The 26,448-nt window shown below is 62.0% G+C and carries 27 protein-coding genes; 15 read left to right on the top strand and 12 right to left on the bottom strand.

Going from position 1 to position 26,448, the window contains the following annotated elements; all coding sequences use genetic code 11:
• Positions 1 to 60: 60 nt before the first annotated feature.
• From G9X68_RS04785 to G9X68_RS04765, 5 genes are all read right to left on the bottom strand, one after another.
• Positions 61 to 669 (bottom strand): PRC-barrel domain-containing protein, encoded by a 609-nt coding sequence (locus G9X68_RS04785; protein WP_171601474.1) that lies wholly within the window; start codon positions 667 to 669, stop codon positions 61 to 63.
• Between the two features lie 234 nt (positions 670 to 903).
• On the bottom strand, positions 904 to 1,791 hold the full coding sequence (locus G9X68_RS04780; protein WP_171601473.1) for an SMP-30/gluconolactonase/LRE family protein: 888 nt from the start codon (positions 1,789 to 1,791) through the stop codon (positions 904 to 906).
• Positions 1,788 to 2,429 carry a 2-dehydro-3-deoxy-6-phosphogalactonate aldolase gene (locus tag G9X68_RS04775; protein WP_171601472.1) on the bottom strand — a complete coding sequence of 214 codons (642 nt, stop codon included), beginning with the start codon at positions 2,427 to 2,429 and terminating at the stop codon, positions 1,788 to 1,790. Before G9X68_RS04775 ends, G9X68_RS04780 begins: the two co-directional genes overlap by 4 nt.
• A 13-nt stretch (positions 2,430 to 2,442) precedes the next feature.
• Entirely contained in the window at positions 2,443 to 3,360 is a 918-nt protein-coding gene (locus tag G9X68_RS04770; protein WP_171601471.1) for a 2-dehydro-3-deoxygalactonokinase, read from the bottom strand.
• Positions 3,360 to 4,124: an SDR family NAD(P)-dependent oxidoreductase gene (locus G9X68_RS04765; protein ID WP_425328635.1), complete on the bottom strand. Its 765-nt coding sequence runs from the start codon at positions 4,122 to 4,124 to the stop codon at positions 3,360 to 3,362. The genes G9X68_RS04770 and G9X68_RS04765 overlap by 1 nt, the downstream gene beginning before the upstream one ends.
• Positions 4,125 to 4,227: 103 nt before the next feature.
• Between G9X68_RS04765 and G9X68_RS04760 the strand changes: the two genes are divergently transcribed.
• The 11 genes from G9X68_RS04760 (at position 4,228) to G9X68_RS04710 (ending at position 15,519) form a co-directional block, all read left to right on the top strand.
• Positions 4,228 to 5,025, top strand: coding sequence for an IclR family transcriptional regulator (locus G9X68_RS04760; RefSeq protein WP_171601470.1), 798 nt, complete (start codon positions 4,228 to 4,230; stop codon positions 5,023 to 5,025).
• Positions 5,026 to 5,275: 250 nt separating this feature from the next.
• Positions 5,276 to 6,010: a LuxR family transcriptional regulator gene (locus G9X68_RS04755; RefSeq protein WP_171601469.1), complete on the top strand. Its 735-nt coding sequence runs from the start codon at positions 5,276 to 5,278 to the stop codon at positions 6,008 to 6,010.
• Positions 6,011 to 6,530: 520 nt separating this feature from the next.
• Positions 6,531 to 7,703, top strand: coding sequence for an Mrp/NBP35 family ATP-binding protein (locus G9X68_RS04750; protein ID WP_171601468.1), 1,173 nt, complete (start codon positions 6,531 to 6,533; stop codon positions 7,701 to 7,703).
• 442 nt (positions 7,704 to 8,145) lie between these two features.
• Complete coding sequence (locus G9X68_RS04745; RefSeq protein ID WP_319004728.1) at positions 8,146 to 9,123, top strand: magnesium transporter CorA family protein; 978 nt, start codon at positions 8,146 to 8,148, stop codon at positions 9,121 to 9,123.
• Between the two features lie 18 nt (positions 9,124 to 9,141).
• Entirely contained in the window at positions 9,142 to 11,040 is a 1,899-nt protein-coding gene (locus G9X68_RS04740; protein ID WP_171601466.1) for a potassium transporter Kup, read from the top strand.
• Positions 11,041 to 11,373: 333 nt separating this feature from the next.
• Positions 11,374 to 12,603: a cell wall hydrolase gene (locus tag G9X68_RS04735; RefSeq protein ID WP_171601465.1), complete on the top strand. Its 1,230-nt coding sequence runs from the start codon at positions 11,374 to 11,376 to the stop codon at positions 12,601 to 12,603.
• A 271-nt stretch (positions 12,604 to 12,874) separates the two neighbouring features.
• On the top strand, positions 12,875 to 13,213 hold the full coding sequence (locus tag G9X68_RS04730) for an AtpZ/AtpI family protein (RefSeq protein ID WP_012756239.1): 339 nt from the start codon (positions 12,875 to 12,877) through the stop codon (positions 13,211 to 13,213).
• A 62-nt stretch (positions 13,214 to 13,275) separates the two neighbouring features.
• Positions 13,276 to 14,028 carry a F0F1 ATP synthase subunit A gene (locus G9X68_RS04725; protein ID WP_064651444.1) on the top strand — a complete coding sequence of 251 codons (753 nt, stop codon included), beginning with the start codon at positions 13,276 to 13,278 and terminating at the stop codon, positions 14,026 to 14,028.
• Between the two features lie 67 nt (positions 14,029 to 14,095).
• Positions 14,096 to 14,323, top strand: coding sequence for a F0F1 ATP synthase subunit C (locus tag G9X68_RS04720; protein ID WP_003545854.1), 228 nt, complete (start codon positions 14,096 to 14,098; stop codon positions 14,321 to 14,323).
• A 77-nt stretch (positions 14,324 to 14,400) separates the two neighbouring features.
• Positions 14,401 to 15,024: a F0F1 ATP synthase subunit B gene (locus G9X68_RS04715; RefSeq protein ID WP_065282341.1), complete on the top strand. Its 624-nt coding sequence runs from the start codon at positions 14,401 to 14,403 to the stop codon at positions 15,022 to 15,024.
• 3 nt (positions 15,025 to 15,027) lie between these two features.
• Positions 15,028 to 15,519, top strand: a complete 492-nt coding sequence (locus G9X68_RS04710; protein ID WP_171601464.1) for a F0F1 ATP synthase subunit B — start codon at positions 15,028 to 15,030, stop codon at positions 15,517 to 15,519.
• Between the two features lie 361 nt (positions 15,520 to 15,880).
• Here G9X68_RS04710 and G9X68_RS04705 read toward each other — a convergent pair whose 3' ends face one another.
• Positions 15,881 to 16,570 carry a ribonuclease HII gene (locus tag G9X68_RS04705; protein ID WP_168311404.1) on the bottom strand — a complete coding sequence of 230 codons (690 nt, stop codon included), beginning with the start codon at positions 16,568 to 16,570 and terminating at the stop codon, positions 15,881 to 15,883.
• A 224-nt stretch (positions 16,571 to 16,794) separates the two neighbouring features.
• Positions 16,795 to 17,952 (bottom strand): PA0069 family radical SAM protein, encoded by a 1,158-nt coding sequence (locus G9X68_RS04700; RefSeq protein WP_168311403.1) that lies wholly within the window; start codon positions 17,950 to 17,952, stop codon positions 16,795 to 16,797.
• A 139-nt stretch (positions 17,953 to 18,091) separates the two neighbouring features.
• Here G9X68_RS04700 and G9X68_RS04695 point away from each other — a divergent pair, with 139 nt between their 5' ends.
• Together G9X68_RS04695 and G9X68_RS04690 are read left to right on the top strand one after the other, a co-directional pair.
• Complete coding sequence (locus G9X68_RS04695) at positions 18,092 to 18,610, top strand: glycosyltransferase family 2 protein (protein ID WP_171602156.1); 519 nt, start codon at positions 18,092 to 18,094, stop codon at positions 18,608 to 18,610.
• Between the two features lie 393 nt (positions 18,611 to 19,003).
• Positions 19,004 to 19,339, top strand: a complete 336-nt coding sequence (locus tag G9X68_RS04690; protein ID WP_171601463.1) for a hypothetical protein — start codon at positions 19,004 to 19,006, stop codon at positions 19,337 to 19,339.
• 22 nt (positions 19,340 to 19,361) lie between these two features.
• Here the strand turns inward: G9X68_RS04690 and moaB are convergent, their stop codons facing one another.
• The 4 genes from moaB to G9X68_RS04670 form a co-directional block, all read right to left on the bottom strand.
• A complete protein-coding gene (moaB, locus tag G9X68_RS04685) occupies positions 19,362 to 19,913 on the bottom strand; it encodes a molybdenum cofactor biosynthesis protein B (RefSeq protein ID WP_020048682.1) in 552 nt (183 codons plus the stop codon).
• Positions 19,913 to 20,809 (bottom strand): 4-(cytidine 5'-diphospho)-2-C-methyl-D-erythritol kinase, encoded by an 897-nt coding sequence (locus G9X68_RS04680; protein ID WP_171601462.1) that lies wholly within the window; start codon positions 20,807 to 20,809, stop codon positions 19,913 to 19,915. Before G9X68_RS04680 ends, moaB begins: the two co-directional genes overlap by 1 nt.
• Before the next feature lie 12 nt (positions 20,810 to 20,821).
• Positions 20,822 to 22,654, bottom strand: coding sequence for a tetratricopeptide repeat protein (locus G9X68_RS04675; RefSeq protein ID WP_171601461.1), 1,833 nt, complete (start codon positions 22,652 to 22,654; stop codon positions 20,822 to 20,824).
• 134 nt (positions 22,655 to 22,788) lie between these two features.
• Positions 22,789 to 23,805 carry a polyprenyl synthetase family protein gene (locus G9X68_RS04670; RefSeq protein ID WP_171601460.1) on the bottom strand — a complete coding sequence of 339 codons (1,017 nt, stop codon included), beginning with the start codon at positions 23,803 to 23,805 and terminating at the stop codon, positions 22,789 to 22,791.
• A gap of 107 nt (positions 23,806 to 23,912) precedes the next feature.
• Between G9X68_RS04670 and G9X68_RS04665 the strand changes: the two genes are divergently transcribed.
• Together G9X68_RS04665 and G9X68_RS04660 are read left to right on the top strand one after the other, a co-directional pair.
• Positions 23,913 to 24,140 (top strand): putative signal transducing protein, encoded by a 228-nt coding sequence (locus G9X68_RS04665; protein ID WP_129418109.1) that lies wholly within the window; start codon positions 23,913 to 23,915, stop codon positions 24,138 to 24,140.
• 6 nt (positions 24,141 to 24,146) lie between these two features.
• The gene (locus G9X68_RS04660; protein WP_171601459.1) at positions 24,147 to 24,917 is read left to right on the top strand and encodes a tRNA1(Val) (adenine(37)-N6)-methyltransferase; all 771 of its coding nucleotides are present in this window, start codon (positions 24,147 to 24,149) and stop codon (positions 24,915 to 24,917) included.
• A gap of 29 nt (positions 24,918 to 24,946) precedes the next feature.
• On the opposite strand, the gene G9X68_RS04655 is transcribed toward G9X68_RS04660, so the two are convergent.
• Positions 24,947 to 26,287, bottom strand: a complete 1,341-nt coding sequence (locus tag G9X68_RS04655) for an Nramp family divalent metal transporter (RefSeq protein WP_171601458.1) — start codon at positions 26,285 to 26,287, stop codon at positions 24,947 to 24,949.
• Between the last annotated feature and the right edge of the window lie 161 nt (positions 26,288 to 26,448).

Below are 26,448 nucleotides of genomic sequence, written 5' to 3'. Positions count from 1 at the left end.
CTCATAAAGCAATGGCGCCCCTAGGAGCGCCATCGCCTACGCTATACTACCGCGCACGGATTACTTGGGCGTGGTCGAGCCGGTCGCAGTGGTATCGGTACCGGTGGCAGCCGGAGCCTTTTCGGCCGACTGCATTGCCAGCGTCTTGAACTCAGGTGCGGCCTTCAGCGATTCAGCCGTTTCACTGGTCGTCAGCTTGACGCTGCCGTCCTGCGTGTTCTGGGCGACGGTGATCTTTTCCATCGGCACGGCGACGTTCTTTTCACCGATGCCGAGGAAGCCGCCGACGCCAACGATTGCGGCAACCATGCCGCCGTCCTTCTTGAGGATCAGGTCGTTGACGCTGCCGATGCTTTCATTGTTGCCGTTATAGACCGACTGGCCGATATAGGTATTGGCGCTGACCTGATCCGGAGACTGTTCCGTCAGATAGCCGGCCTGAGCCGTGTCTGCCGTCGGGGCCGGGGCGGGCGCCTGTGCGGCATCGCCTGCAGGCTTGGTGACGTCAGGGGTAATCGGCGGCTTCGGGGCTGCCGGATCGGCGGGAGCCGCCTGGGTCGGGGCGGCGGGGTCCGCAGGCTGCGGCGCCGTCTGCGAGAATGCCGCCGGTGCGAAAGCCGTGGCAAACAGTGCGCCAGCGGCAACGGTCGTCAGGAGTTTGCGTGTCATTTCGAACCTACCTTCGTTTTTCCCTAGAGTGATCGCTGACCCGGCAACACCTGTTTCTCAGGTCACGTTGCCGCGTCGGTTCGAAAGGAGAATGGCTGGTGGCGCGATTGGTTCCGGTTGAAAACACGGAAAATTTCTCGGTTCTCACGGAACATTTATCAAGGGGCTGCCGCCAAAGGCGATCAGAGGCGCCCCGATGGGGGAGCGCCTCTGATCGCCTTTGGCAAGCAAAAATCAGATCACATAGACGGGATCGAACACGCCTTTGACGTCGATGCCGAGTTCCAGCAGCGCGCCGGCGCTCGGCTGGGCCGAACGGGCATCCTCGTCGAGCCCTTCCCAGGCGGTCGTCACCGCCAGGCGCTCGGCATTGACGCCGATGAAGGCTGGGCAGGAGGGCTGGACGGCGGGAACCTTGTAGCGCGAGATGCGCAGGCCGTCCGGACTGTAGCGGTCGACGACGCCGGCGCCCCAGCGCGCATTCCACAGATAGCCGTCGGCATCGACCACCGAGCCGTCGATGTCGCCGGGGTCGTCCATGCTGTCGACGAGCACGATCGGTTCGCCCGAGGGCAGGCCGGTCTGCGGATCGACCATGACGCGCATCAGCCGGTTGATGCGGGAATCCGTATAATAGCCGATGGTGCCGTCCGGCGAGAAGCAGATCGAATTCGGGATGCTGATGCCGTTGAAGATCTTCGTCACCTTGCCGCTGGCGACATGATAGATGGCGCCAGCCTGGTTTTCCGCCCGCTTGCTCATCGTGCCGATCCAGAGCGCGCCGGAAGGATGCGTGCGGCCGTCGTTCGAACGGTTTTCCGGCCTGTCGTTTTCGAGCGCGGCGTAGAAGGTGAGGTTGCCGCTCGCCACGTCGCGCACGAAAAGCCCTTCTTCTGTCGCGATCAGCTGCCGCCCGGCGTCGATGCGGGCAAGCACGCTCGCCATCACAGGCAGCGGATGCACCTTTTTCTCGCCCGTCGAAAGATTGAGCTCGTGCAGTTCCTTGCCAAGGATGTTGAACCACCAGACGGTGTTGCTGTCCGGATCATAGGTCGGGCCTTCACCGAGAACGGAATTGGTATTGCAAAGTGTTTTGCCCTCGAACTCATAAATATCGGTCATACGTTCACGCTCCCAATGGCTGCATCATAGGCGTAAATGGTCGCCTTGGCGCGCTCGGCAACCTCTGACGCAGTCATTCCTGGCTTGTAGATGCTGGTGCCGAGGCCGAAGGCGAAGATGCCGGCCTTGGTATAATCGCCGAAATTCTTGTCCGAGACACCGCCGACCGCGGCAATCGTCAATTCCGGCGGCAGGATGGCCCGGATCGCGGTGATGCCGGAAGGGCCGAGCACGCTGGCCGGAAAGAATTTGAGACCGGTGGCGCCGGCGCGTGCCGCGGCCAGCGCCTCGGTCGGCGTGAAGACGCCCGGCATCGTCACCATGCCGTATTCGCGCGCCCGGATGATCACCTCGGGCTCGACATTCGGCGTGACCAGCAGTGTGCCGCCGGCCGCATGCAGGCTGTCAACCGCCTCGACGCTCAGCACCGTGCCGGCGCCGATCAGCACGTCTGCCGGCGCCATCTTCGCGGCGATCTCGATGGATTTGAACGGCTCCGGCGAATTGAGCGGGATCTCGATCGCTGTCAGGCCATTGTCGATCAAGGCACCGACGACGCTTTCGGTCTCCTCAGGCCTAATACCGCGAAGGATGGCGATCAGCGGGCGCTTCATGTCGGGGAAGGGGATACGGTTCATCGTGTCAGCTTTCTCAATTCGGCCAGATGGCTTCGGCGGCGGCCGAAAGCCCGCGGCGCACGGCGGCGTCGGCGTCGATGGCGGTGAAGGCAAGGGAGAGGGTTTTGAAGGCCTGTTCGTAGAGCGCCTGCAGGCGCCCGGAGGCGACGAGGGTGATGTCGGTGCCGGTGGCCGCATCCTGCAGCGCCCCGGCGATTTCGAGGCCGATCAGCGTGCCGGAAAGCCGGGCTTGCGCGGCAGCGGCGGATATCCCGTGCAGGAGCTGGCCGGAACGGGCGGCAAAGAGCAGGTTGGAGGCAAGGGCGGGGCGTGCGAAAGCGGCCGAGACCGCCGCCTCGAAGGCTGCCGCATCCGCCGGCTGCTCTTCCGCGCCGGCAACGGCATGCGAAAGGATCGTGTGTTTGCTGATGACGTCGAAAAGTTCGCCGGTCATGAAGGTCGAAAAGCCGGTCACCTTGCCGTCGGTCACATGCACCCATTTCGAATGCGTGCCGGGCATGCAGACCGCCTGCGCGCCTGAGCTTGCGGGGCCGAGCGCGCCGAGAAGCTGGGTCTCCTCGCCGCGCATGACGTCGGGCCGCGCCGCGTCCCGCTGCGCAAGGCCCGGCAGGATACGAATGTCGCGGCTTTCCCCGGGCACGGAGACCGCCCCTGTCAGGATCGAGGCGAGCGGCGCCGGCACATCGATATAGCCGGCCTCGACCCAGCCCTGCCTGGCGCCGGCCATGCCGCAGACGATCACCGGCAGGTTTTCTGGCGCTTCGATGGCGGCGAGATGACCAGCAAGCACAGCGGAAAAGCCGGTCTTTGCCGCGCTCGTCATGCCTTCGCCGCTGCGGCGTTCGGCAAGGACGGTGCCGTCCCTGCCGATCAGCCAGAGCCGGAAACTGCTGGTGCCCCAGTCCACCGCGACATAAGCGGGATTTGTCATTACAGAACGCCTCCATCGACAATCAGGGACTGGGCGGTCATCGCCGCCGCACAGTCGGATGCAAGAAACAGGCAGGGACCGACGATCGCATCGGGTTTGAGCGCGACCTTCAGGCACTGGTCCTCGACCGAGCGCGCAATACTCTCCTCCGTGAGCCAGTGCTGCATCTGCCGCTCGGTGACCACCATGCCGGGCAGGATGCAGTTGACCCGGATGTTCTCCGGCCCGAGCCTGCCCGCCAGGCTCTTCGTCAGTCCGACGACCGCAGCCTTGGCTGCCGCATAGGCGGGAAAGCCGCCCATGTTCAGCTTGAAGGCGATCGACGACATATTGATGATCGCCCCGCCGCCGGCCGTCCGCATCGACGGCACGACTGCCTGCGAGGTGAAGAACACATGCTTGAGGTTGACCGCCTGATTGTTGTCCCAATAGGCCTCGGTCACCGCGTCGAATTCGTGGCGGTCGTCCCAGGCGGCATTGTTGACCAGCACCCGGATCGGCCCCGAGCTGGCAATGACGGTATCGACCGTGTGCCGGATCGCGGCGATGTCGCGCAGGTCGGCATGGTAAAAGGAGACCGGATGCGCCGTCTCCCGCGACAGCCTTTCGGCAAGTTCGCGGCTGGCCGCCTCGGCGATATCGATGAACGAGACCTTGGCGCCTTGGCGCGCGAAACCTTCGACGATCGCAGCACCTATCCCCGATCCGCCGCCGGTCACCAGCACGGCTCGGTCTTTGAACTCGGGAAATTGTGCTGCCATCATGGACCGTCGCCTCCCGACTTGATTGTTCCATTATTTGGAACTTAATTTGACTATATGGAATTATCGAATTACACTGCCCTTTCTGTCAAGGGCGGACGAGGCGATGAATTCAAACGGCGAAAGCACGGCACAGGCACGCGAGACCGGCACGCTTGGCAAACTGATGGTTCTGCTCGATCTCGTCACCCATGCCGATTCGCCGTTGCGTTTCACTGATATCCTAGCCCTTGCCGGTCAGCCGCGCGGCACGCTGCATCGCCAGCTCACCCACCTGGTGGAGGAGGGGCTGCTCGAGCTCGATAGCGACGGCCGTTATGCGCCCGGCCTGCGCCTGCTCGAATTCGCCGCGCGCAGCTGGGCGCGCAACGAATTTCGCCTGATTGCAGAACCGCACCTCAGAGATCTGCAGCAGGCGACCGGCGAAACGGTGCATCTCGGCGTCCTCAGGGGGCAGTCGATCATCTATCTCGACAAGGTCGAAGGCCGTCAGCCGGTGCGCATGTATTCGCAGATCGGCAATGCCTCGCCCTGTTATTGCACCGGCGTCGGCAAGGCCGCCCTTTCGCTGCTGCCGGCCGAAAGCCTCGTCGATCTGCTTGCCGGCCTGAGCTTCACCAGCTTTACCGCCTCGACCCATGTCTCTGCCGAAACGCTGCTTGCCGAAATCCGCGAGATTGCCCATCAGGGCTATGCCTTCGACCGCGAAGAACATGAGGCCGGCATTCGCTGCGTTGCCGCGCCCGTCTGGTCGGAGGATCGGACCTTCATGGGGGGCATTTCGATTACCGGCCCGGCCTATCGCTTGTCGATGGAACTTCTGCACCAATGGGTCGTTCCGGTTCAACTGGCGGCTGTCAGGATCATGGAAGGCATGCGCGTCCGTCTCGGTCCGCGCCGCTGACGGAAAAATCGCCATCGGCTACTGCTGGACGTAGTCGCAGAGCATACTTATGATAAGCGCGATATTGAGATTTTTCGGCGAATCACCACAACTAGAACGGTCCGCGAAATCTACAACCAGCCGGCCGAACGCTCAACGCTCAAGCCGATTTCAACCAGCGATCGTCGTTCTCCGATGCAATCGAAACCCCCATGGTGGGCAGGTTTCGCGAATGGTTTGCCGGCCGCTGTGCCGAAGATGAAGAAATGTGATGGCACCCTTGTCGCAAACATCCACGGAAGAAGACGACTATGTTCAGGAAATAGCGGGCCTGAAGACCCAGTTCGATATTTTCCGTTTCATGAAACGCGTGACGGAAGCCTATCGCAGCCGTGCCTTCATGGTTCTCAACCTGCCGCCGGTCACCTCCTTCGATCTTCAGGGCAGCACTGTCATCACCAGCTGGCCGGCCGAGCTTCTGGCGCTCTACGACCAGGAAGGCTTGTTGGTGAACAGCCCGGTCCTCAGGCGGCTCAGAACATCCGCGCGGCCCTTCTTCTACGACATGTCGCGGCAAAACTGGTCGCGGGACGACGGCAAGTCCATTCTCGTCGCCTCCTTGTTCGAGCGTTTCAAGATGATGCGCTGCGCCTATTTCCCGACGCATGAGCCCTCCGGCCTGCGCGGCGCCGTCTCTTTCGCCGGCGACCGCGAGCCCTTCAGCCCGGCGGAAATGCGCGAGCTCTGCTACATCGCCATCCATGTCTTCGACAGGCTTGCCGAGATCCGCAACCTCGATACGCGCATGACGGACACGCTGACCGACCGCGAGATCGATTGCCTCAACTGGACGGCGGCCGGCAAGACCAGCGCCGAAATCGCCGAAATCCTGACGCTGTCCGAGCATACGGTCAATCACTACCTCAACCGCGCCACCAAGAAGCTCGACACGGTCAACCGGACTCAGGCGGTCGCCAAGGCGTTGCGCATCGGCCTGATCAAATAAGTTGCAAAAAACAACCGACGGCTTTCGAAGTCGCCCAGCGCGTAGGCATATCTTTGCTGTCGCAAACGCTTTTGCGCTGTTTTTACTAATTTTCCATCTGGCACGCTTTCTGCATCTCTTGTGCGAGAGGTCCAGAGGGGACTTTGAGGCCAGCGCCAGGAAATGGCGCGGCCGACACACCGCTGCCCGACGCCGATGCCGCTTCTCTCCCGGCTCTTCGGTGTCGGCGGCGGTTGTTGCGTTTTGGCACCGCTTCTTTCCCGGCTGTCTGCGATTTCGTCTTCCTCGTTCACTTTTCGCTGGTCTTTTTTTCGGCTTGCTCTAGTTCGCCCCGGATTGCGCCGGTTCTCGGGGACCGTTGCGGCCATCAGGGCGAAAGCCCGGCGGACTTGATGGCCGCAACGGATTGCCAAGTCTCCCCGGCGCTCTTTTGGCGGGCCGGATTTTCCTCCCGATGATTTTGTTTGGCGAAGGCTTCCGTCTCCACTATTTGTGATCTGCAAGAAGCAGTGAGGGTGGAATGGCCGACGTCACCAAGGAACAGGTTCTCGAAACGCTGAAGACCGTGCGGGGACCCGATCTCGAGCACGATATCGTCGAGCTCGGCATGGTCTCCGATGTCTTCATCTCCGACGGCAAGGTTTATTTCTCCATCACCGTCCCGGCCGATCGCGCCAAGGAGCTGGAGCCGATGCGGCTCGCCGCCGAGCGGGTCATCAAGGAAATGCCGGGCGTCAAGGGCGCCCTCGTCACGCTGACTGCCGACAAGAAGGCGGCGGCGGCCGCTCCGGCGGCCCGGCCGAACCCGCCTCACGGCCATGCCGGCCACGATCACCAACATGATCATGCGGGCCACGCCCACGCTCCTCAACAGCCGCAGCGCGCCGGCAAGATCGGCGTGCCCGGCATCGGCGCCATCATCGCCGTCGCCTCGGGCAAGGGTGGGGTCGGCAAATCGACCACCGCCGTCAATCTCGCACTCGGCCTGCTCGCCAACGGTCTTCGTGTCGGCATTCTCGATGCCGACATCTATGGCCCCTCGATGCCGCGGCTCTTAAAGATATCCGGCCGCCCGACGCAGATCGACGGCCGCATCATCAATCCGATGGAGAATTATGGCCTCAAGGTCATGTCGATGGGCTTCCTTGTCGACGAGGAGACGGCAATGATCTGGCGCGGGCCGATGGTCCAGTCGGCGCTGCTGCAGATGCTGCGCGAAGTCGCCTGGGGCGAGCTCGACGTTCTCGTCGTCGACATGCCGCCCGGCACCGGCGACGCCCAATTGACCATGGCCCAGCAGGTGCCGCTTGCCGGCGCCGTCATCGTCTCGACGCCACAGGATCTCGCGCTGATCGATGCCCGCAAGGGTCTCAACATGTTTCGTAAGGTCGAGGTGCCAGTGCTCGGCATCGTCGAGAATATGAGCTATTTCATCGCCCCGGATACCGGCACCCGCTACGACATCTTCGGCCATGGCGGCGCCCGCAAGGAGGCAGAGCGCATCGGCGTGCCCTTCCTCGGCGAAGTGCCGCTGACGATGAATATTCGCGAAACCTCCGACGCCGGCACGCCGCTCGTCGCCTCCGAGCCGAACGGCGTCGTCGCCGGCATCTATCGCGGCATCGCCGCCAAGGTCTGGGAACAGATCGCCGGCCAGTCCCAGCGTCCGGCGCCGATAATCGTCTTCGAATAATGCATGCCGCCCGGAAGTGTGCAACGGTTCCGGGATAACGGCATGCATAAACAAATGCATGTCGCCCGGAAGTGTGAAGCGGTTCCGGGATAACGGCATGCATAAACAAAAGCTGAAGCATCGCATGGATCACCTGCGATGCGCGGCCCTTTAGAGGGCGCCGAATCGCCGCGGCGGATACCCCAAATTGTGGGGGAAACGTGGTGAAAAGCCGCGTTTCACGGAAGATGTCTTGATTATTTCACGGCTTTGCTTCATATGCCGCGGCGCCATGATGGCGTTTTGCTGCAGTTGCTCAGTGACGGCTGTCTTCGTTTCGAAGAAGCCGGCCCGCCTGCAAGTTCGGAGTTGTCTTGTCGATCGAAGGGTTGGGAACTGCGATGCGGTTGAGCACAACGCGCATGCCGGCCTTTAGGGTTGGATGCGGGCGGAGAGACGACCGGTGATTACCGCTTACTGTTCCAATTGCAGGTCGGTCGAGATTCGCGATCTGTCGCATGCCGCGTCCTTTCCCGAGGATGTCGTCTGGATCGACATGATCGAGCCGACCCGCGATGAGGAACTCTATGTCGAGAAGGTTCTCGGCATCGAGGTCCCGACTCGCGACGACCTCAAGGATATCGAGCCCTCCGCCCGTCTCTATGTCGAAAACGACGCCGTCTTCATGACCGCCTCGCTGCTCTGGAAGGCTGACACCGACGTGCCGACGCTGACAGATGTCGCTTTCATCCTGGCTGGAAATCGCCTGGTCACCATTCGCTACGCCCATCCCAAATCCTTTGCACTGTTCATCGCCGCTCTCCACCGGCTGCCGGAAAACTGGCGCAGCGGCGCTGCCCTTCTCGCCAAGCTCTTGGAGACGATCGTTGACCGCACCGCCGAGATCCTCGAGATCTCCGTCTCGCGCATCGACATCTTGTCGATGCATGTCTTCGGCGACCGGGCAAGGAAAGTGCGCAAGCCCTCGAACTACCTCGAGGAGAAGTTGCGCGATATTGCCGGCCATCACCGGATGATCAGCAAGGTGCGTGACAGTCTCGGTTCGCTTGCCCGCCTACTGACGTTCTTTCACACGATCCCGGCGATCCAGCAAGACCGTGAGGCGAAGGAGCTCTGCCGCACTGTTTCCCGCGATATTCAGTCGCTGTCGGAGCATGCTTCCTTCGTCGCCGCCAACATCACCTTCCTGCTCGATGCTTCGCTCGGGCTGATCAACATCGAGCAGAACTCGATCATCAAGATTTTCTCGATTGCCTCAGTGGTATTCTTGCCGCCGACATTGGTCGCCTCCGTCTATGGTATGAACTTTCAGGTCATGCCGGAACTCACCTGGGCCGCGGGTTATCCCTATTCGCTGGCCCTGATGGTGTTATCCGCCGTCATTCCTTTTTTCTTTTTCCGCTGGAAAGGCTGGCTCTGAGGAGCCTGTTGAAACTTCATGTCCGAAGATAGCCATCCGAACGAACGCCATATGACGCCGAAAAAGCTGTTCTATCTCGGGCTAGGTTCCGTCGGCGTCGTCTACGGCGATATCGGCACCAGCCCGCTCTATGCCTTTCGCGAAGCGCTGAAGCCGGTGGCCCATGACGGCGTCACCCGTTTCGAAGTCATCAGCCTGATCTCGCTGATGATCTGGGCGCTGACGATCATCGTTACGATCAAATATGTGCTCTTCCTGCTGCGCGCCGACAATGACGGCGAGGGTGGCACGCTGTCGCTGCTCGCCCTGCTGATGAAGACCGCCAACGGCCACACGGCCATTCTGATGCTGCTCGGCCTGATGGGTGCTGCCCTCTTTCTCGGCGATGCGATGATCACGCCGGCTCTATCCGTGCTGTCGGCCGTCGAGGGTCTGAAGCTTGTCACACCCAGCTTCGCGGAATATATCGTGCCGATCTCGGTGGTGATCCTGGCGCTGCTCTTCGTCGTGCAATCGCGGGGCACCGGCGCCGTCGCGAAGTTCTTCGGCCCGATCACCGCCGTCTGGTTCCTCGTCATGGCCGCCGCCGGCATTTCCCATATCTCGGACGATTACGGCATCCTTGCCGCCTTCAATCCCTATTATGCCGTCGCCTTCCTGCTGCATGAGGGCTTCTACGGCGTCGTCGTGCTCGGCGCCGTCTTCCTGACGGTGACGGGCGCCGAGGCGCTCTATGCCGATCTCGGCCATTTCGGCCGCCGCCCGATCCAGTGGGCCTGGTTCCTGCTGGTTTTCCCGGCGCTGACGCTGAACTATCTCGGGCAGGGGGCGCTTGTTCTCGGCAATCCGATGACGATGTCCGATCCCTTCTATCTGATGTATCCGAAATGGGCTCTGCTGCCCGTCGTCATACTGGCGACCGCCGCAACGATCATCGCCAGCCAGGCGGTCATCACCGGCGCTTTCTCGATGGTGCGCCAAGGCATCAACCTCGGCTTCCTGCCGCGCATGGAAATCCTCTTCACCTCGGAAACCAATACCGGGCAGATCTTCGTACCTTCGGTCAACGCCGTGCTGTTCATCGGCGTCATCTTCCTAGTCTTGAGTTTCAAGACTTCGGACGCGCTGGCGACCGCCTATGGCATCTCCGTCACCGGCGCCATGGTCGTCACCTCGATCATGGCCTTCGAATTCGTCCGCGCCCGCTGGAACTGGTCGCTTCCCGTTGCTGTGATCGCGCTCGCGCCGTTGGTCGTGCTCGAATTGATCTTCCTCGGCGCCAACCTTTTGAAGATCCACGACGGCGGCTATATCCCGATTCTGATCGCCACCGCCTTTACCGTCGTCATGTGGACCTGGCGTCGCGGCACCGCGATCCTGATGGAAAAGACCCGCCACACCGATATTCCGCTCGCCTCCTTCGTCAGCTCGATCGAGCGCAAGAGCGAACATTCGCCGGCCCAGGTTCCGGGCACCGCGATCTTCCTGACCAGCGATCCGGAGTCCGCTCCCGCCGCGCTTCTGCACAATCTCAAGCACAATCATGTACTTCATGACCGCAACGTCATCCTGACGATCCGCACGGTCAACAAACCGCGCGTGCCAAGCCACGACCGCTACAGGGTCGAGCAGATTTCCGAGCGTTTCTCCCGCGTCGAACTGCTCTTCGGCTTCATGGAATCGCAGAACGTCTCGCAGGCCTTGGCGACATTGCGCAAGACAGGACTGAAGTTCGACATCATGTCGACCTCCTTCTATCTCGGCCGCCGCAAGCTGGTGCCGGACGCCAAGTCGGGCATGCCCTACTGGCAGGACAGGCTCTACATTGCGCTTGCCAACGCCGCCGCCAACCCCTCGGATTACTTCCGCCTGCCGGCCAACCGCGTGGTGGAGCTCGGCTCGCACGTTATTATTTGATGGGTGGGGCGAAATTGCTGATGCGGGTGCTTTGAATGGCCCCCCTTCCGCCGCCTCGTCCTCCGTCATGCTCGGCCTTGAGCCGAGCATCCACACGGCACCCACCAGCAGCTGTGGCATGGGTCCTCGGCTCAAGGCCGAGGACGACGGAGATCGGGGAATCGTTCCCCTCGAACTCGCCCTAGGGAGCCAGGCCAACAGGTATAGGGCCAGGAGGAGCGCATCCGCCCTAGCTGGACGAAATTATCCCCCACATTAGAACATCCAAAAGTTCTCATGGGCACATTTCGGCACAGCTGTTAACCGGACATCAAGGTTAATGCGGGATTTTCAATGGAATGTTCCCGCGTTCCATGCCCGGAGTCCGTGTTGCGTCGAAAGAGCCCTTCCCGTAGCAAGCTGCGTCTTATTCCCGAGAATTGGGTGTCGCCCGCAATCTTCGGTCTCGCCGGCTGGCTGATCTTCCCGAGCGTCGCATCCCATGCCGATCTCGCCGCTATGCTTGCCGGCCTCGATCATGAGGGGGAGAACTGGCGCATGGTGCTGACCAATTCGCCGGCCGGCTCTATCCACCAGGCCGAACTCGCCTTCTCCGAGCCGATGGTGACAGGTTCGATCTCCGCCAGCGCCGGCATGGTGCTGCCCGATGGCCGCAAGGTCGCTTTTACCGCTAAAGACAAAGGCACTGCCAAGGATAGGGGCCACGAGGACACGCCGGACGAGGATCGCGTCAACCGCGGCAGCAAGAAAGGCCGCGTCGTCGCCGTCGAGAAGATGCAGCCGCCGAAGGATTTTTCCGCCGGCTCGATCCTCGAGCGCACCAAGATGCTCTTCACCCCGAGCTTTGATCTCAAGGACAGGTCGGCCTTCGTCAAACCGAAGATCCAGGGCAAGGAAATCGAGATCGCCACATCTTTCTATAAGACGCAACCGGTGGTGACCGATAATGGCGTGCCGGCGATGCTCGCAAGCCTCGTCACCAGCAGCAAGGCCGATGTGCTGGCCACCGCCTATGGGCCGGCAGCACCCGACTATGCCCGCCAATCGCCGTTCGATTCGATCCTAACCGAGCAGGACAGCGGCCGCTTCGTTCCGGAGATCGGTCCGCGCGACCATGCTTGGGCGGCAAGCATATTGGCGCCGAGCGTCTTTTCAGCCCGCGAACAGCAGTGCCTTGCCTCCGGCATCTATTTCGAGGCGCGCGGAGAATCGGTGAAGGGTCAGGCGGCCGTCGCCCAGGTCATCCTCAACCGCGTCCGCAACCCTTCCTATCCGAAGACCATCTGCGGCGTCGTCTATCAGAACGAGGATTGGCGCAACCGCTGCCAGTTTTCCTTCGCCTGCGACAGCATCAAGGACAGGGTGAATTCGGAATATCACTGGAGAGTCGCCCGCGACGTGGCGATGGCGGTGACATCAGGCAAGATCTGGCTGCCACAGGTGGGTTCGGCGACGCATTACCATGCCGTTTATGTTCGCCCGAAATGGGCAAAGACCATGGAAAAGGTCGGCCGCATCGGTCTTCACGTCTTCTATCGCACCTATGGCGGCGGCTGGAGCTGAGATAAATCGCCGGGGCAAGCCGATTTCCGGCCCGGAAAAGCGGATTCTTTCCGTCGAATTTGCGCGATCGATCCAGAGTCGATTTATCTCTTTGATTTGATGGAATTATTTTCTCGCTGGACAGATGCTGTCTACGCCTTGACTATGCTAATCCCTAAAACTATGTTGCGCGCGACTTCAGAACGGGCCGGAAGGGTCTCAACCTTCGCGTCCGGGGTCCGAATGACCGGGGTAGCGGGAGTGCGGGCGACGGGCAGGCGAGGAGAGATCCATGGCGGACGACCGCGAGGAAAGTCTAGAAAAGCGCCGTGCGCAATTGGGAGCGAAACTCGCGACCAAGGGCGTCGAGACGGGAGAAGACGAGGCTAGGGAAGCCCGCGCCGAGGTAAGCCGCAAAGGTTATGCCCAGGCGATGAAGCTTTCCAGCGAGTTCATTTCCGCAATCGTCGTCGGTGCTCTCCTTGGCTATCTCCTCGACCGTTTTGTTGGCACGGCGCCTTGGGGTTTGATTGTTCTTCTGCTTCTTGGATTTTGTGCCGGCGTTCTGAACGTGCTGCGTTCTGCGGGGGTGGTGGCCCATCCCCTGGACGACAAGGACGACAAGAAATAAGGACCGGTCCCGGTCCAGTGCAATGACCCCGCGTCCTGCGGGCCAAAGAGAGAGAACAAGCGGTGTCTAACGATCCGACTCATCAGTTCCTGATCCAGAAGATTGTGCCGATCGAAATCGGCGGAATTGATTTTTCGTTCACCAATGCATCGCTCTTCATGGCCGTTTCGGCTGCCGCTGCTGCAGGCTTCCTCTATTTCGCGACCTCGAACCGCGCCATCGTGCCGGGCCGTTCGCAGTCGGTTGCGGAAATGTCCTATGAATTCATCGCCAACATGCTGAAGGAAGGCGCGGGCAAGCAGGGAATGAAGTTCTTCCCGCTGGTCTTTTCGCTCTTCATGTTCGTCCTGACGGCGAACCTGCTCGGCATGTTCCCGTATTTCTTCACGGTGACGAGCCAGATCATCGTCACCTTCGCCCTTGCCCTGCTCGTCATTGGCACGGTTCTCGTCTACGGTTTCTATAAGCACGGCTTCCACTTCCTGAATGTCTTCGTGCCTTCGGGCGTGCCGGGCCTTCTGCTGCCGCTGGTCATCGCGATCGAAATCATCTCCTTCCTGTCGCGTCCGATTTCACTCTCGGTTCGTCTCTTCGCCAACATGCTCGCCGGCCACATCACGCTCAAAGTGTTCGCAGGCTTCGTCGCCTCGCTCGGAACCATGGGTGCTCTCGGTATCGGCGGCGCCGTTCTTCCCCTCATCATGACCGTCGCCCTGACCGGTCTCGAGTTCCTCGTCGCCTTCCTTCAGGCTTACGTCTTTGCGGTGCTGACTTGCATGTACCTCAACGATGCTATCCATCCGGGCGGGCACTAAGGATAACGACATCGACGTCAAAGGGCGTCAGTCATTCGCCGCAACAACCATTTCAAAGGAGTTCAACATGGAAGCGGAAGCAGCAAAGTACATCGGTGCAGGCCTGGCTTGCTTTGGTATGGCCGGTACGGCTCTCGGCCTCGGCAATATTTTCGGCAGCTACCTCTCCGGCGCACTGCGCAATCCGTCTGCCGCTGACAGCCAGTTCGGCCGTCTGGTATTCGGCTTCGCCGTTACGGAAGCTCTGGGCATCTTCTCGCTGCTCGTCGCTCTCCTCCTCCTCTTCGCCGTCTGATATCGGCGAATAGATGGATCACGGCCTGCGACCGCAAGCCGTGATCCTTTGCATTTGCAGTCCACCTGGAGGTGAGCATGTTTTTTGTGACCCCGGCTTACGCTGAGGAAGCACCGGCGGCAGCGACGGGTACGGATGCGCACGCCGCTCCGGCCGCAGGCGAGGTCCATACCGAGACTGGTGTTGCCGAAGGCGAACACGCCCGCGGCCCTTTCCCGCCTTTCGATTCGACGACCTTCGCGTCCCAGCTGCTCTGGCTGGTGATCACGTTCGGCGTCTTCTATTTGCTCATGCAAAAGGTCATCGCGCCGCGCATCGGGGCCATCCTCGATCAGCGTCACACGCGCATCTCCCAGGATCTGGAAGAAGCAGGCCGCCTGAAGGGCGAAGCCGACGCCGCCGTCCAGACCTATGAAGGTGAACTGGCCGCTGCCCGCGCCAAATCCAACGCGATCGGCTCTGCCGCACGCGACGCCGCCAAGGCCAAGGCCGAAGAGGAACGTCGCGCTGTTGAGGCGAGCCTTTCGGAAAAGATCAAGGCTGCCGAGCTGCGTATCGGCGAGATCAAGGCCAAGGCCTTCGCCGACGTCGGCACCATTGCCGAGGAAACGGCGGCTGCGGTGGTCGATCAGCTGATCGGCGGCACCGTTGCCAAGGCCGATGTCGCCGCCGCCGTCGCGGCTGCCAAGAAGGAGGCTTGATCGATGGAATTTGCCTTTGACGCGACTTTCTTCGCCTTTGTCGGCCTCGTCCTCTTCCTGGCGCTGGTCGTTTACCTGAAGGTTCCGGGCATGTTGGCACGGTCGCTCGACGATCGCGCCGACCAGATCCGCAACGAATTGGCCGAAGCCAAGCGCCTGCGTGAGGAGGCCCAGCACCTGCTCGCCGAATACCAGCGCAAGCGCAAGGAAGCGGAAGCCGAAGCGGCCCACATCGTTGCCGCCGCCGAGCGCGAAGCCGAAATGCTGACCACTGAGGCGAAGAAGAAGACGGAAGAATTCGTCGCCAACCGCACGGCGCTGTCCGAGCAGAAGATCAAGCAGGCCGAGGTCGAGGCGATGAAGGCGGTACGTTCCGCCGCCGTCGATCTCGCAATCGCGGCCGCCGAAACCGTGCTTGCCAAGCGGGCCGACGCCAAGGTCCAGTCCGAGCTCTTCGGCACTGCCGTCGGCCAGGTCAAGACACGGCTGAACTGAGCAATTTCGAAAAGATTGAGAGCGAAGGCCGGGCATGTCCCGGCCTTTGGTTTTTGGCAAAGCTCTTTTTTCGCAGCCTCTACCTCAAACGCCGGAACGGCTGAGAACGAGGCGTGACGCCGCCACTTGTCTCTTCTCCCCAGCGGGGAGAAGGTGCCGGCAGGCGGATGAGGGGGCCAACGGGTACAGCATTCATTCCCTTCGCTTTCGCTCAGCACAACAACAAATGTTCTGCCGTGAGGCCCCCTCATCCGACTCTTCGGGCCACCTACTCCCCGCTGGGGAGAAGAGGGAGCAAGACGCGCCGACTTCCTAACCCGGCCGTTGCGTTTGGCATGCCCGGCTTCTCCTGGAAAGCGCACTACTCGGAAAGCAGCTCGTCCGTCTCGGGACCATCCTCGGTCTTGCGCAACGGCCTGAAGCTCATCCGGTGCAGAGAACAGGGGCCGTGCCGCTCGATGCCGGCGCGATGCTGCGCCGTGCCGTAGCCCACATGCGCCGCAAAGCCGTAATCCGGAAACACTCTATGCGCCCGCGCCATCATCCGGTCGCGTGTCACCTTGGCGACGATCGATGCGGCGGCGATGGAGACCGAGCGGGCATCACCCTTGACCACGGCCTGTCCGGGGCAATCGAGGCCGGGCGGCACGTCGAGCCCGTCGGTCAGTACGTAGCTGGCCGGAATGGCGAGGCTGCAGATGGCGCGGCGCATGGCGTCGAGGCTTGCCTTGCGGATATCCGTCTCGTCGATGCGCGTCGAGCTCGAGGAGGCGATGGAAACGGTCGCAGTCGCCAGAATCTGCACGAACAGTTCCTCGCGCCGTTGCGCCGAAAGCTGCTTGGAATCGTTCAGACCCTCGGGGATGCGCTTTGGATCGAGGATGACGGCGGCAGCGACGACCGGTCCCGCCAGCGGCCCACGGCCAGCCTCATCGGCGCCGGCGACCGGCCAATGGCCGGCCTTGCGGGCTTTGAGCTCGAGTTTGAAATCCGGCACGAGCGGTGCCGTGTCGAAAAGCAGGGGAGAATCGGGTGGCGTGCGAGGTTTCATGCGGCTGAACCTCGCACGCCAACCCGATTTCCCGCAAGTCCCCGGATCAGGGCGGCGGCCGGGGACCGGTCCGGCGGATGGTGGCGGTCAGGGCCATCCGCGGGAATTGCGCTCGGAGCTCGAAAACAGGGCGGTTTTATCGAGAAGCCGATGCGCAAGCTTGAAGCAATTCCAGGAAAAGTGCGGCGCGGTTTTCCGTTCGGAATTGCGTAAAAAACAAAAGGCTAGAGCAGCGACAGCTGCACGCCGCTGCCGTCCGGCGGCACGAACAGGTCGTCGCGCAACGGCACGCTGCGGCGCGTCAGGCCGAAACGTCGGGCGGCCATCTCAAAGCGCCTTGCGATCTGCCAGGCATAGGGACCGGCGCCCTTCATGCGCTTGCCGAATTCGGCATCATAATCCTTGCCGCCGCGCATCGAGCGCACCAGCGACATCACGTGCCGGTAACGATCGGGATAATGCTGCAGCAGCCAGTCGCGAAACAGCGGGCTGACCTCGAGCGGCAGCCTGAGGATGACATAGCTCGCCTCGGCGGCGCCGGCAGCCTTGGCCGATTCGAGGATGCGCTCCAGCTCGTGGTCGTTCAGCGCCGGGATGAGCGGTGCGGCCATGACAGCCGTCTGGATGCCTGCTTCGGCAAGGGTGTGGATCGTCTCCAGCCGCCGCGGCGGTGTGGCGGCACGCGGCTCCATCGTCCGGGCAAGCTTGCGATCCAGCGTGGTCACCGAGATGCCGACGCGCACCAGGTTCTTAGCTGCCATCTCCTGCAAAATGTCGAGATCACGCAGGATCATCGCCGACTTGGTGACGATCGATACCGGATGGTTCGCCTTGTTCAACACCTCGAGAATGCCGCGCATGATGCGCCATTCCTTCTCGATCGGCTGATAGGGATCGGTATTGGTGCCGATCGCGATCACCCGCACCTTGTAGCCGGGCTTGGCGAGTTCCCGCTCCAGCAGTTTTGCCGCATCGGGCTTGGCAAAGAGCTTCGTCTCGAAATCGAGCCCTGCAGAAAGGCCCATATAGGCGTGTGTCGGCCGGGCGAAACAATAGATGCAGCCATGCTCGCAGCCGCGATAGGGATTGATCGAGCGGTCGAAGGAAAGGTCCGGCGATTCGTTGCGGGTGATGGCCGTGCGCGGCTTCTCGACCTGTACTTCGGTCTTGAAGGGCGGCAGCTCTTCCCACGTCTGCCAGCCATCGTCGACGGTCTCGCGCTGCTGTGCTTCGAACCGACCTGTCGGGTTCAGTCCCGCCCCACGTCCACGCCGCCGGTCGACCTCGACTCTCAGACCGGAGGACACGATCATCGCATCGGCAATATCTGCCGTATTGGCAGGCGCGAATGCGGCCTGCCCTGCCAGGGACTGCTCTCTCATCGGATTCTCCCGCGGCGGAAAGCCATCGCCTCCGCCCGTTTTGCTGATTAAATTCCTATCCGCAAAACGAGAACAATGCAAGAACAAAATGAGGAAAACGGCGCTGGCAAAAATTTGTGCGGCGCATTATAAATGGTCAATGTTGACGGTTGTTCTCGAATGTCAGGATCAGGAATCTGAGCTGGCACAGACATTATCGGTATTGGTGGCAGGCGCGGTGGAGGGGCTGGTGAGCGACGTGGTCGTACTCGATCACGGCTCGCGCGACGGCACCTCGCGGGTCGCCGACGCCGCGGGCTGCCGCTTCCATTCGCAATGGGATATCAAGGACATCGTCCGCTCCGCCCGCGGTGAATGGCTGCTCTTCGTCGAGCCGGGCGCCAGACCCCAGGCCGGCTGGATCGATGAAATCGCCGAATACGTCGCACTGAACAAACTGCCGGCGCGCTTCACCGCTTCGCGCGGCTATCGGCGCCCGTTCTTCCAGCGTGTCGGCCGGGCCGTGCCGCCGCTGGAGCTTGGTTTGCTGATGCCGAAGAAGCTGGCGCTCGCCACCGCCAAAAGCGGGATGGCTCTTACGGAATTCGTCAAAGGCCAGAAGCCGCGCAAGCTCGCGAGCGAACTCATTCCGTCCTGGGTCGCCCGCGCCGCACGCTAAGCAATTCCGCTCTTCGTCATCCTGCCTTCGCGCCAATGGCAGCCCCTCACCCTAACCCTCTCCCCGTAAAAAACGGGGAGAGGGGACGTGCCAAACGCAGCGTCGAGGTTGAGGTTGAGGAAGGCGGCGCGGCATGTCCCTTCGCCCCGTTTACGGGGAGAAGGTGGCGGCAGCCGGATGAGGGGCGGGTCGCCGAACCTCGGAGGAGTATCATGCTCCTCCCGTCATCGCGCAAAAGATGGCGCCCAATAGGATTTCGCGCTATAATTAGTGCATGGCGCCGTCGAAGCGCCGCGCTTCGCAACGGAATGGCCATGAAATGCCGGTGAACGGCAGAACAGGTCAGCGAAAAATCTCCTCTTCTGCCGGGTACCCGGCGAAAGGAGGTGCGTCATGACACGCGGTAGGATCTACGGCGTACGCAGTATGATCTACGGCCTCATGGCCGTCATATTGCCGACATTGGTGATCGCGCATCCGCATTCGGCAGCATCGCAGATGATGCGCAGTTGCGCAGGCCGACCCGAAATCGTCAATTTCCTGGACAAGAACTTCGCCGAAAAGCTCACGGCAGTCGGACTGATCAACCAGAACGCCATTCTCGAGGTCTATGCCGCCGAAAGCGGCACCTGGACCCTCATCGTCACGGATGTTCACGGCATAAGCTGCGTCCTGCTGTCGGGTGACAGCTGGGACACGATGCCCGTCCTGCCGGGCCTTGCGACATAAGAATGCCGCTGTTGCAGGCAGTCTATTTTGTCGCGCCGCGTTTCAGGTGCTCGTCCAGACGCGGCATGATCTCGACGAAATTGCACGGCGCGCTGCGATAGTCGAGCTGTCCTTTCAGAATGCCGTCCCAGGCATCCCGGCAGGCGCCGGGCGAACCCGGCAGCACGAAGATGAACGTGGCGTTGGCAACACCTGCCGTGGCGCGCGATTGGATCGTCGCCGTGCCGATCTTCTCGTAGGAGATGCGGTGGAAGATGGCGGAAAAGCCGTCCATCCGCTTTTCGAACAAAGGCTCCAGCGCCTCTGGCGTCACATCGCGGCCGGTAAAGCCGGTGCCGCCTGTGGTGATGACGACGTCTATGTCTTGGTTCTCAGTCCAGGCCTTCACCCGCGCGGCGATCTTTTCGCGATCATCGGGCACGATCCCCCGGTCGACCAGCCTGTGCCCCGCCTCCGTGATCCGCGCCGCCAGCGTGTCGCCTGACTTGTCCGTTTCCGGCGTGCGTGTATCCGAGATCGTGAGAACCGCAATGCCGACCGCGATGAAGGGCCGCTTTTCGTCCAGACCTGCCATCATGCGCCTCCCGAAACCGTTTCCGTCGCCTGGAAATACCAGTCCGGCCGCTCGCCGTGAAGAGTTGTCACCGCCTCTTGCGCAGCGGCCATAGTAGTAAAGATGCCAAAACAGGTGGCGCCGGAGCCGGACATGCGGGTGAGCAGGGCGCCGCGGGCCTGCAGCATTGCCGAGATCGCCGAAATCTCGGGCACGAGTTCGCGCGCCGGCGGCTCCAGGTCGTTGCGGGCGATGCCGATCGCCGCGAGCCAGTCGGCAGTCCCAGCGAGATTTGAAGCCAGGTTCAGAGGCGGATTGTTCTTCGCGGGCAGCCGCCGGAAAACTTCCGGCGTCGAGACGCCTTTCAGCGGATTGGCGAGCACAATGGCAAAGGCCGGCAGTTCCGGCACAGCTTCGATTTGTTCGCCGATGCCGCGGGCAATCAGCGGCCGGCTCTCCAGGCACATCGGCACATCGGCGCCGAGCTTCAGCGAGAGCGTAGCAAGCGCTTCCACCGGCAGGCTCATGCCCCAGAGCCGCATCAGGCCGCGCAGGGTCGCCGCTGCATCGGCCGAGCCGCCGCCGATGCCGGAGGCGATCGGCAGGTTCTTTTGCAGGTGGATATGGACAGGGAAGGCGAGGGCGCCGACCGCTTCGCGCAGCAGATCGCGCGCCCGCAGCACTAGGTTGGTGCCGCCATCGTCGGCAAGCGTTTCGCCGAAGCGGCCAGACAGGGTGAACGTGTCGGCCTGCGAAGGCAGGAAGCCCAGCCGGTCGCCGCAATCGGCGAAGGTCACCAGCATGTCGAGCAGATGATAGCCATCTGCCCGCTGGCCCGTCACATGCAGGGCGAGGTTGATCTTCGCGCGCGCCTCTTCGGTGACGCCGAAAGCCTCGGCCAGGCCCTCTTCAGGCATATTATCAGCCCGTCAGGATTTCTTGTCGACCGGCGGCGGGGTGACCGGTGCCGGGTCCGGCTGCTTCTTGTCGGCCGCCTTGGCATCGTCGCTGACGGGAGGCAGGCCGTTGGCGACCTTGTCCTTGATCTTCGGGATCTCGGCAGCTTCGGGCTCGGAGGCGAGCGCCCGGTTCCACTGATAGACGGCCTCGAGCTTGCGCCCGACGCGCCAGTAGGCATCGCCGAGATGGTCGTTGATCGTCGCGTCGCCGGCCTTGATCTGGGCGGCCCGCTCCAGCTCGTCGACGGCATCGTCGAAGCGGTTGAGGCGGAAATAGGCCCAGCCGAGCGAATCGATGATGTATCCGTCGTCAGGGCGAAGCTCGACGGCCTTCTTGATCATGCCGAGACCTTCGTCGAGGTTCCGGTTCATGTCGATCCAGGAATAACCGAGATAGTTCAGCACCTGCGGCTGGTCGGGATTGAGCTCTAAGGCCTTGCGGAAGTTCGGTTCCGCCTGGTCCCACTTTTTCAGCCGCTCATAGGCGATGCCGCGCTGGAAGAAGACGCTCCAGTTGGCGCGGCCGGGAATGGGGCCGATCACATCGACGGCCTTGTCGTAATTCGTGGCCATCGCCTGGTAGTCCTTGGCGTCGGAGAGCACGCTGCCATAGGCGAGGTAACTGCGGATGTCCTTCGGGTCGGAGGCGATCAGCGCCTGCAGGTGCTTGCGCGCCTCATCCACCTTGCCGCCCTGGGCAAGGGCAAGGCCGAGCTGCAGTTCGGAGATGCGCCGCATCGGCGAATTCTCGGGCACTTTCTTGTAGAGCGCGATAGCGCGGTCCATCTGGTTCTGCTTCTCGGCGATACCGCCGAGCAGCACCAGCGTATCGGCGCTGTTCGGATCGAGCGCATTGGCCGTCTGCAGGTAAAGCGAGACGATATCCTCGGCGCCGTCGCGGTTCAGCGCGCCGCCAACCGAGAAGAGCACGCCGGCGGCACCTTCTTCGGCCGTCTTGACCTGCTGTTCCTGCTTCTCGTTCTTTTCGATACTGTCGCGCAGCGCGTTCAGCGGCGCATAGTTCGGCAGCAGGTTGTCGCCGACGGAAACGGCGTCGAGCGCCTTCTGCTTATTGCCTTGTGTTGCTTCGAGGCGGGCAAGCGCCATCACGGCGCGCATGAAGGTGTCGGGCGCGGTCGCTCCGCCCTCCTTGTCGAGCACGGCATCGTTCAGATGCTTTCGGGCGGATTTCACGTCGCCGGTGGTGATGGCGATGGCGCCGGCATTGTAATTCTGGAAGATGCGAAACCAGTCCGGCCCCTTCATCTTCTCGACCATCGTCAGCGCTTCCTTGCCGCGGCCGGCACCGACGCGGGCCCAGGCAAGCAGCAGGTCGTTCATCATCCGGTCGAGATCGTTTGGCCCCTTATATTTCAGAATGGCCTCGGCGGACTTGTAGTCGCCGCGGCGCACGGCATCCATGCCGCGCACGATCGTGGTGATGCGCTCGACGGAAGGATCGCCCTTCAGGTCATTGGCATATTTGACGCCGTCCTTGATATCGCCATTGAGCAGCAGCGAGATCATCAAACGCTGGCGAATCTCGGGATTGCCGGGCTCGATCTGCAGCGCCTTCTTGTAGAGTTCGATCGCCGTTTCGTAGTCATGATCGACATCGGCGGTGCGTGCGGCGAGAAAGGCGCCGGAGAAAGTGGTGACGCTGTCCGCATCGAAGTGAACGGCAGTGCCGGCATCGTCTGTCTTGGCCGCATCCTCGGCGTTCGCGCCGCCGACACCGCTGAGCGAAAGGACAGCGGCTAGCGCTGCGCTCGTAAGAAGACGGATGGCGATTCTCTGCCGCATTAGGAAACCTTTCTTCGACAGCGTCCCGACAAATGGTGCCGGTCGCAAAATCAGTTGCGATCACTGATTCATAACAGGATGGCTTTTTTGAAGCGGCGCTGCAAGAAAATCAGCCGGCGATCAAGGACGTTTGATCAATTGACCCGCTCGATGCAGAAGTCGATCACTTCCATCAGGGCGGATTTCCAGACCGTATCGGGAAGGGGCGCAAGCGCATCGCGCGCGATCGTGCCGTAATGGATCGCGCGGCCGATCGTGTCGCTGAGCGTACCGTATTTGGTGATCAGTCCCAGCGCTTTTTCGAGGTTGGCGTCGGTGCTGTTGCCGGCCTCGATCGCATCGCGCCAGAAGGCGCGCTCATCCGCGGTGCCGCGGCGATAGGCGAGAATGACCGGCAGGGTGATCTTGCCCTCGCGGAAATCGTCGCCGACATTCTTGCCGAGATCGGCGGCCTTGCCGCCGTAGTCGAGCGCGTCGTCGACCAGCTGGAAGGCGAGCCCGAGATTCATACCGTAGGATTTCAGCGCATTGCGGCCGGACCGGCCGGCCTCGGCGACGATCGGCCCGACTTCGGCGGCGGCGGCAAAGAGAGCCGCCGTCTTGGCGCGGATGACGGAGAGATAATCGTCCTCCGTCGTCTCCATGTTCTTGGCGACGGAAAGCTGCAACACCTCGCCTTCGGCGATCACGCAGGCGGCGGAAGACAAGACGTCGAGCGCATCGAGCGAGCCGACATCGACCATCATCCGGAAGGCCTGGCCGAGCAGGAAGTCGCCGACCAGCACGCTTGCCTGGTTGCCCCAGATCATCCGCGCCGTCGATTTGCCGCGGCGCAGATCGCTTTCGTCTACGACGTCGTCATGGAGCAGCGTTGCCGTATGCATGAACTCGACCGACGTGGCGAGTTTGACGTGGTTTTCGCCCCTGTAGTCGAACAGCGATGCGGCGGCCAGTGTCAGCATCGGCCGCAGCCGCTTGCCACCGGACGAGATCAGATGGTTCGCCACTTCGGGGATCATCTGCACATCGGAGCCGGCCTTAGACAGAATGAGCTGGTTTACTCGCTCCATATCCGCCCTGGTGAGATCGACCAACGGCTTTATGGATGCCAGTTTGTTTTTGCTTTCTTCAAGCGGTATGACCACGCCCAACGACCCGGACTCCTATTCATTCATTGCACCTGACAATAGAAAGGGGCGATGGACGCGGCAAGGGGTGAATTGTCGCGCTGGGCGAAATTGGAAGGAAAACGACGGCAATGCATGAGCTTATCCGCGCCAACGACCCCGTGCTTCTCTCCTATGCTGAGAGTTTGATGAAGGATGCCGGAATTCACTGCTTCATCGCCGATCAGGGCATGAGCGTGCTGGAAGGCTCGCTCGACATGCTGTCGCGCCGCCTGCTGGTGGATGAGGAGATGGCCGATCAGGCGCGCCGCATCCTTACCGATGCCGGTCTCGGCGGCGAGCTGCGTGAGCGGAAGTGAGTTCCGATGACCGCCACTGAGACTGTCGATGCCTTTCATCGCGGCGGCTTCCATGTGGTGCAACCGAAGGGCAGGGGCCATCGCTCCGGGATGGATGCGATGCTGCTTGCGGCTCTGGTCGCCGACGATCGAAAGGTCAGGGTCGCCGATCTCGGTGCCGGCGCCGGTGCTGCCGGCCTTGCCGTCGCCTCGCGCCTTGCCGATGCGGAAGTGGTGCTTTTCGAACGCTCGGCCGAGATGGCCGATTATGCCCGCCGCAGCATCTTGCTGCCCGACAATGCCCACATCGCCGGCCGCGTCAGCGTCGTCGAGGCCGATGTGACGCTGACCGCCAAGGCGCGCAACGTTGCCGGGCTCACCGATGAGAGCTTCCACCACGTCATCATGAACCCGCCCTTCAACGACGCCGGCGACCGGCGCACGCCGGATGCGCTGAAGGCCGAAGCCCATGCGATGACCGACGGCCTGTTCGAAAGCTGGATCCGCACGGCCGGCGCCATCATGATCCCCGGCGGGCAATTGTCGCTGATCGCCAGGCCTCAGTCGATCGCCGAGATCGTCACTGCCTGCGGCCGGCGCTTCGGCGGCATCGAAATCACCGCCATCCATCCGCGTCCGGGTGAAAACGCCGTGCGGATACTGGTGACGGCGATCAAGGGATCGCGGGCGCGGCTGTCGCTGCGGGCGGCCCTCATCATGCACGAAGAGGGGAGCCATAAGTTCTCCCCTCTCGTCGATGATTTCAACAATGGTCGGGCGGCCTATGCCAGGTTTTAGACTGGCTTCACACTTTTCCTGAAAATGCTTCAGCCGGTGACGAAGTCGAAGAGCAGCTTGACGTTCAGCCCGGCGATCACGATCGCGATCAGATAGGCAATGCCGCTCAGCCAGCGCGGCGCCACCAGTTCTCCCATCTTGGCCTTGTTGGCGGTAAACATCACCAGCGGGAAGACGGCGAAGGAAAGCTGCAGGCTGAGCACCACCTGGGTGAGGATCAAAAGCTCCGCCGTGCCCTGGTCGCCATACCAGATGGTGACGATCGCCGCCGGCACGATGGCGATGGCGCGGGTAATCAGGCGGCGCACCCACGGCTTCAGCCGGATCTTCAGGAAGCCTTCCATGACGATCTGGCCGGCAAGCGTCGCCGTCACAGTCGAGTTGAGGCCGCAGCAGAGAAGCGCGATGCCGAACAGCGTCGGCGCGATGGCGAGGCCGAGCAGCGGCGACAGCAGCGAATAGGCATCGCCGAGTTCGACGACGTCGGTCTTGCCTTGCGCATTGAAGGCGGCGGCCGCCAGGATCAGGATCGAGGCGTTGATCAGCAGCGCGAAACAGAGTGCGACCGTCGAGTCGATCGTCGCAAAGGTCAGCGCCTCCCTCTTTTCGGGAACCGTATGGCCATAGGCCCGCGTCTGCACGATGCCGGAGTGGAGATAGAGATTGTGCGGCATGACGGTCGCGCCGAGAATGCCGAGCGCCAGGTAGAGCATCTCGGGATTCGTGACGATCTCGGTCGTCGGGAAGAAGCCGGTGAGAACAGCGCCCCATTGCGGGTCGGCCAGCAGGATCTGCACGCCGAAGCAGACCGCGATGACGCCGAGCAGCGCGATGATGAAGGCTTCCACCCAGCGGAAACCGAGCTTCTGCAGGAAGAGGATCACGAAGACGTCGAGCGCGGTGATCAGCACGCCGAGTTCAAGCGGGATGCCCATCAGCAGATTGAGGCCGATCGCCGTGCCGATCACCTCGGCGATATCGGTGGCGATGATGGCGATTTCCGCAAAGGCCCAGAGCGGCAGCGAGACATATTTCGGAAAGGCGTCGCGGCAGGCCTGCGCGAGATCGCGGCCGGAGGCGATCGCCAGGCGCGCGCAGAGCGATTGCAGCACGATCGCCATCAGGTTGGAAAGCAGCGCGACGGTGAGCAGCGCATAGCCGAATTTCGAGCCGCCGGCGAGCGAGGTCGCCCAGTTGCCGGGGTCCATGTAACCGACGGCGACCATGTAGCCCGGCCCGGCGAAGGCTGCCGCCCTTCGCCACATCGAGCTGTGACGCCCGGTTCCGACGGTGCGGTAGACATCCGACAGCGACGCTTCTCCGCGTTCGTGGCGCCAGCCGCTCTTTGTATTCGGATTGAGCACGTCCATGCGATTTCCACCTGTTTTATTGTGCGTGCACTATGACGAGTTAGAATGATAATGCAAGTCATTCGCAACAACAAAGTCAAACCCAATGTTTTCAGGAACGCAGCCATTGCGTTTGTCGTTCCAGCGCATACATGGGTGACGATCGTGCGACCCGAAGCAAA

It is taken from the genome of Rhizobium changzhiense, assembly GCF_013087625.1.
Classification (GTDB): domain Bacteria; phylum Pseudomonadota; class Alphaproteobacteria; order Rhizobiales; family Rhizobiaceae; genus Rhizobium; species Rhizobium sophorae.
The sequence above is the reverse complement of the archived record's forward strand: the minus strand, read 5'-3'. Positions and strand labels throughout refer to the sequence as shown.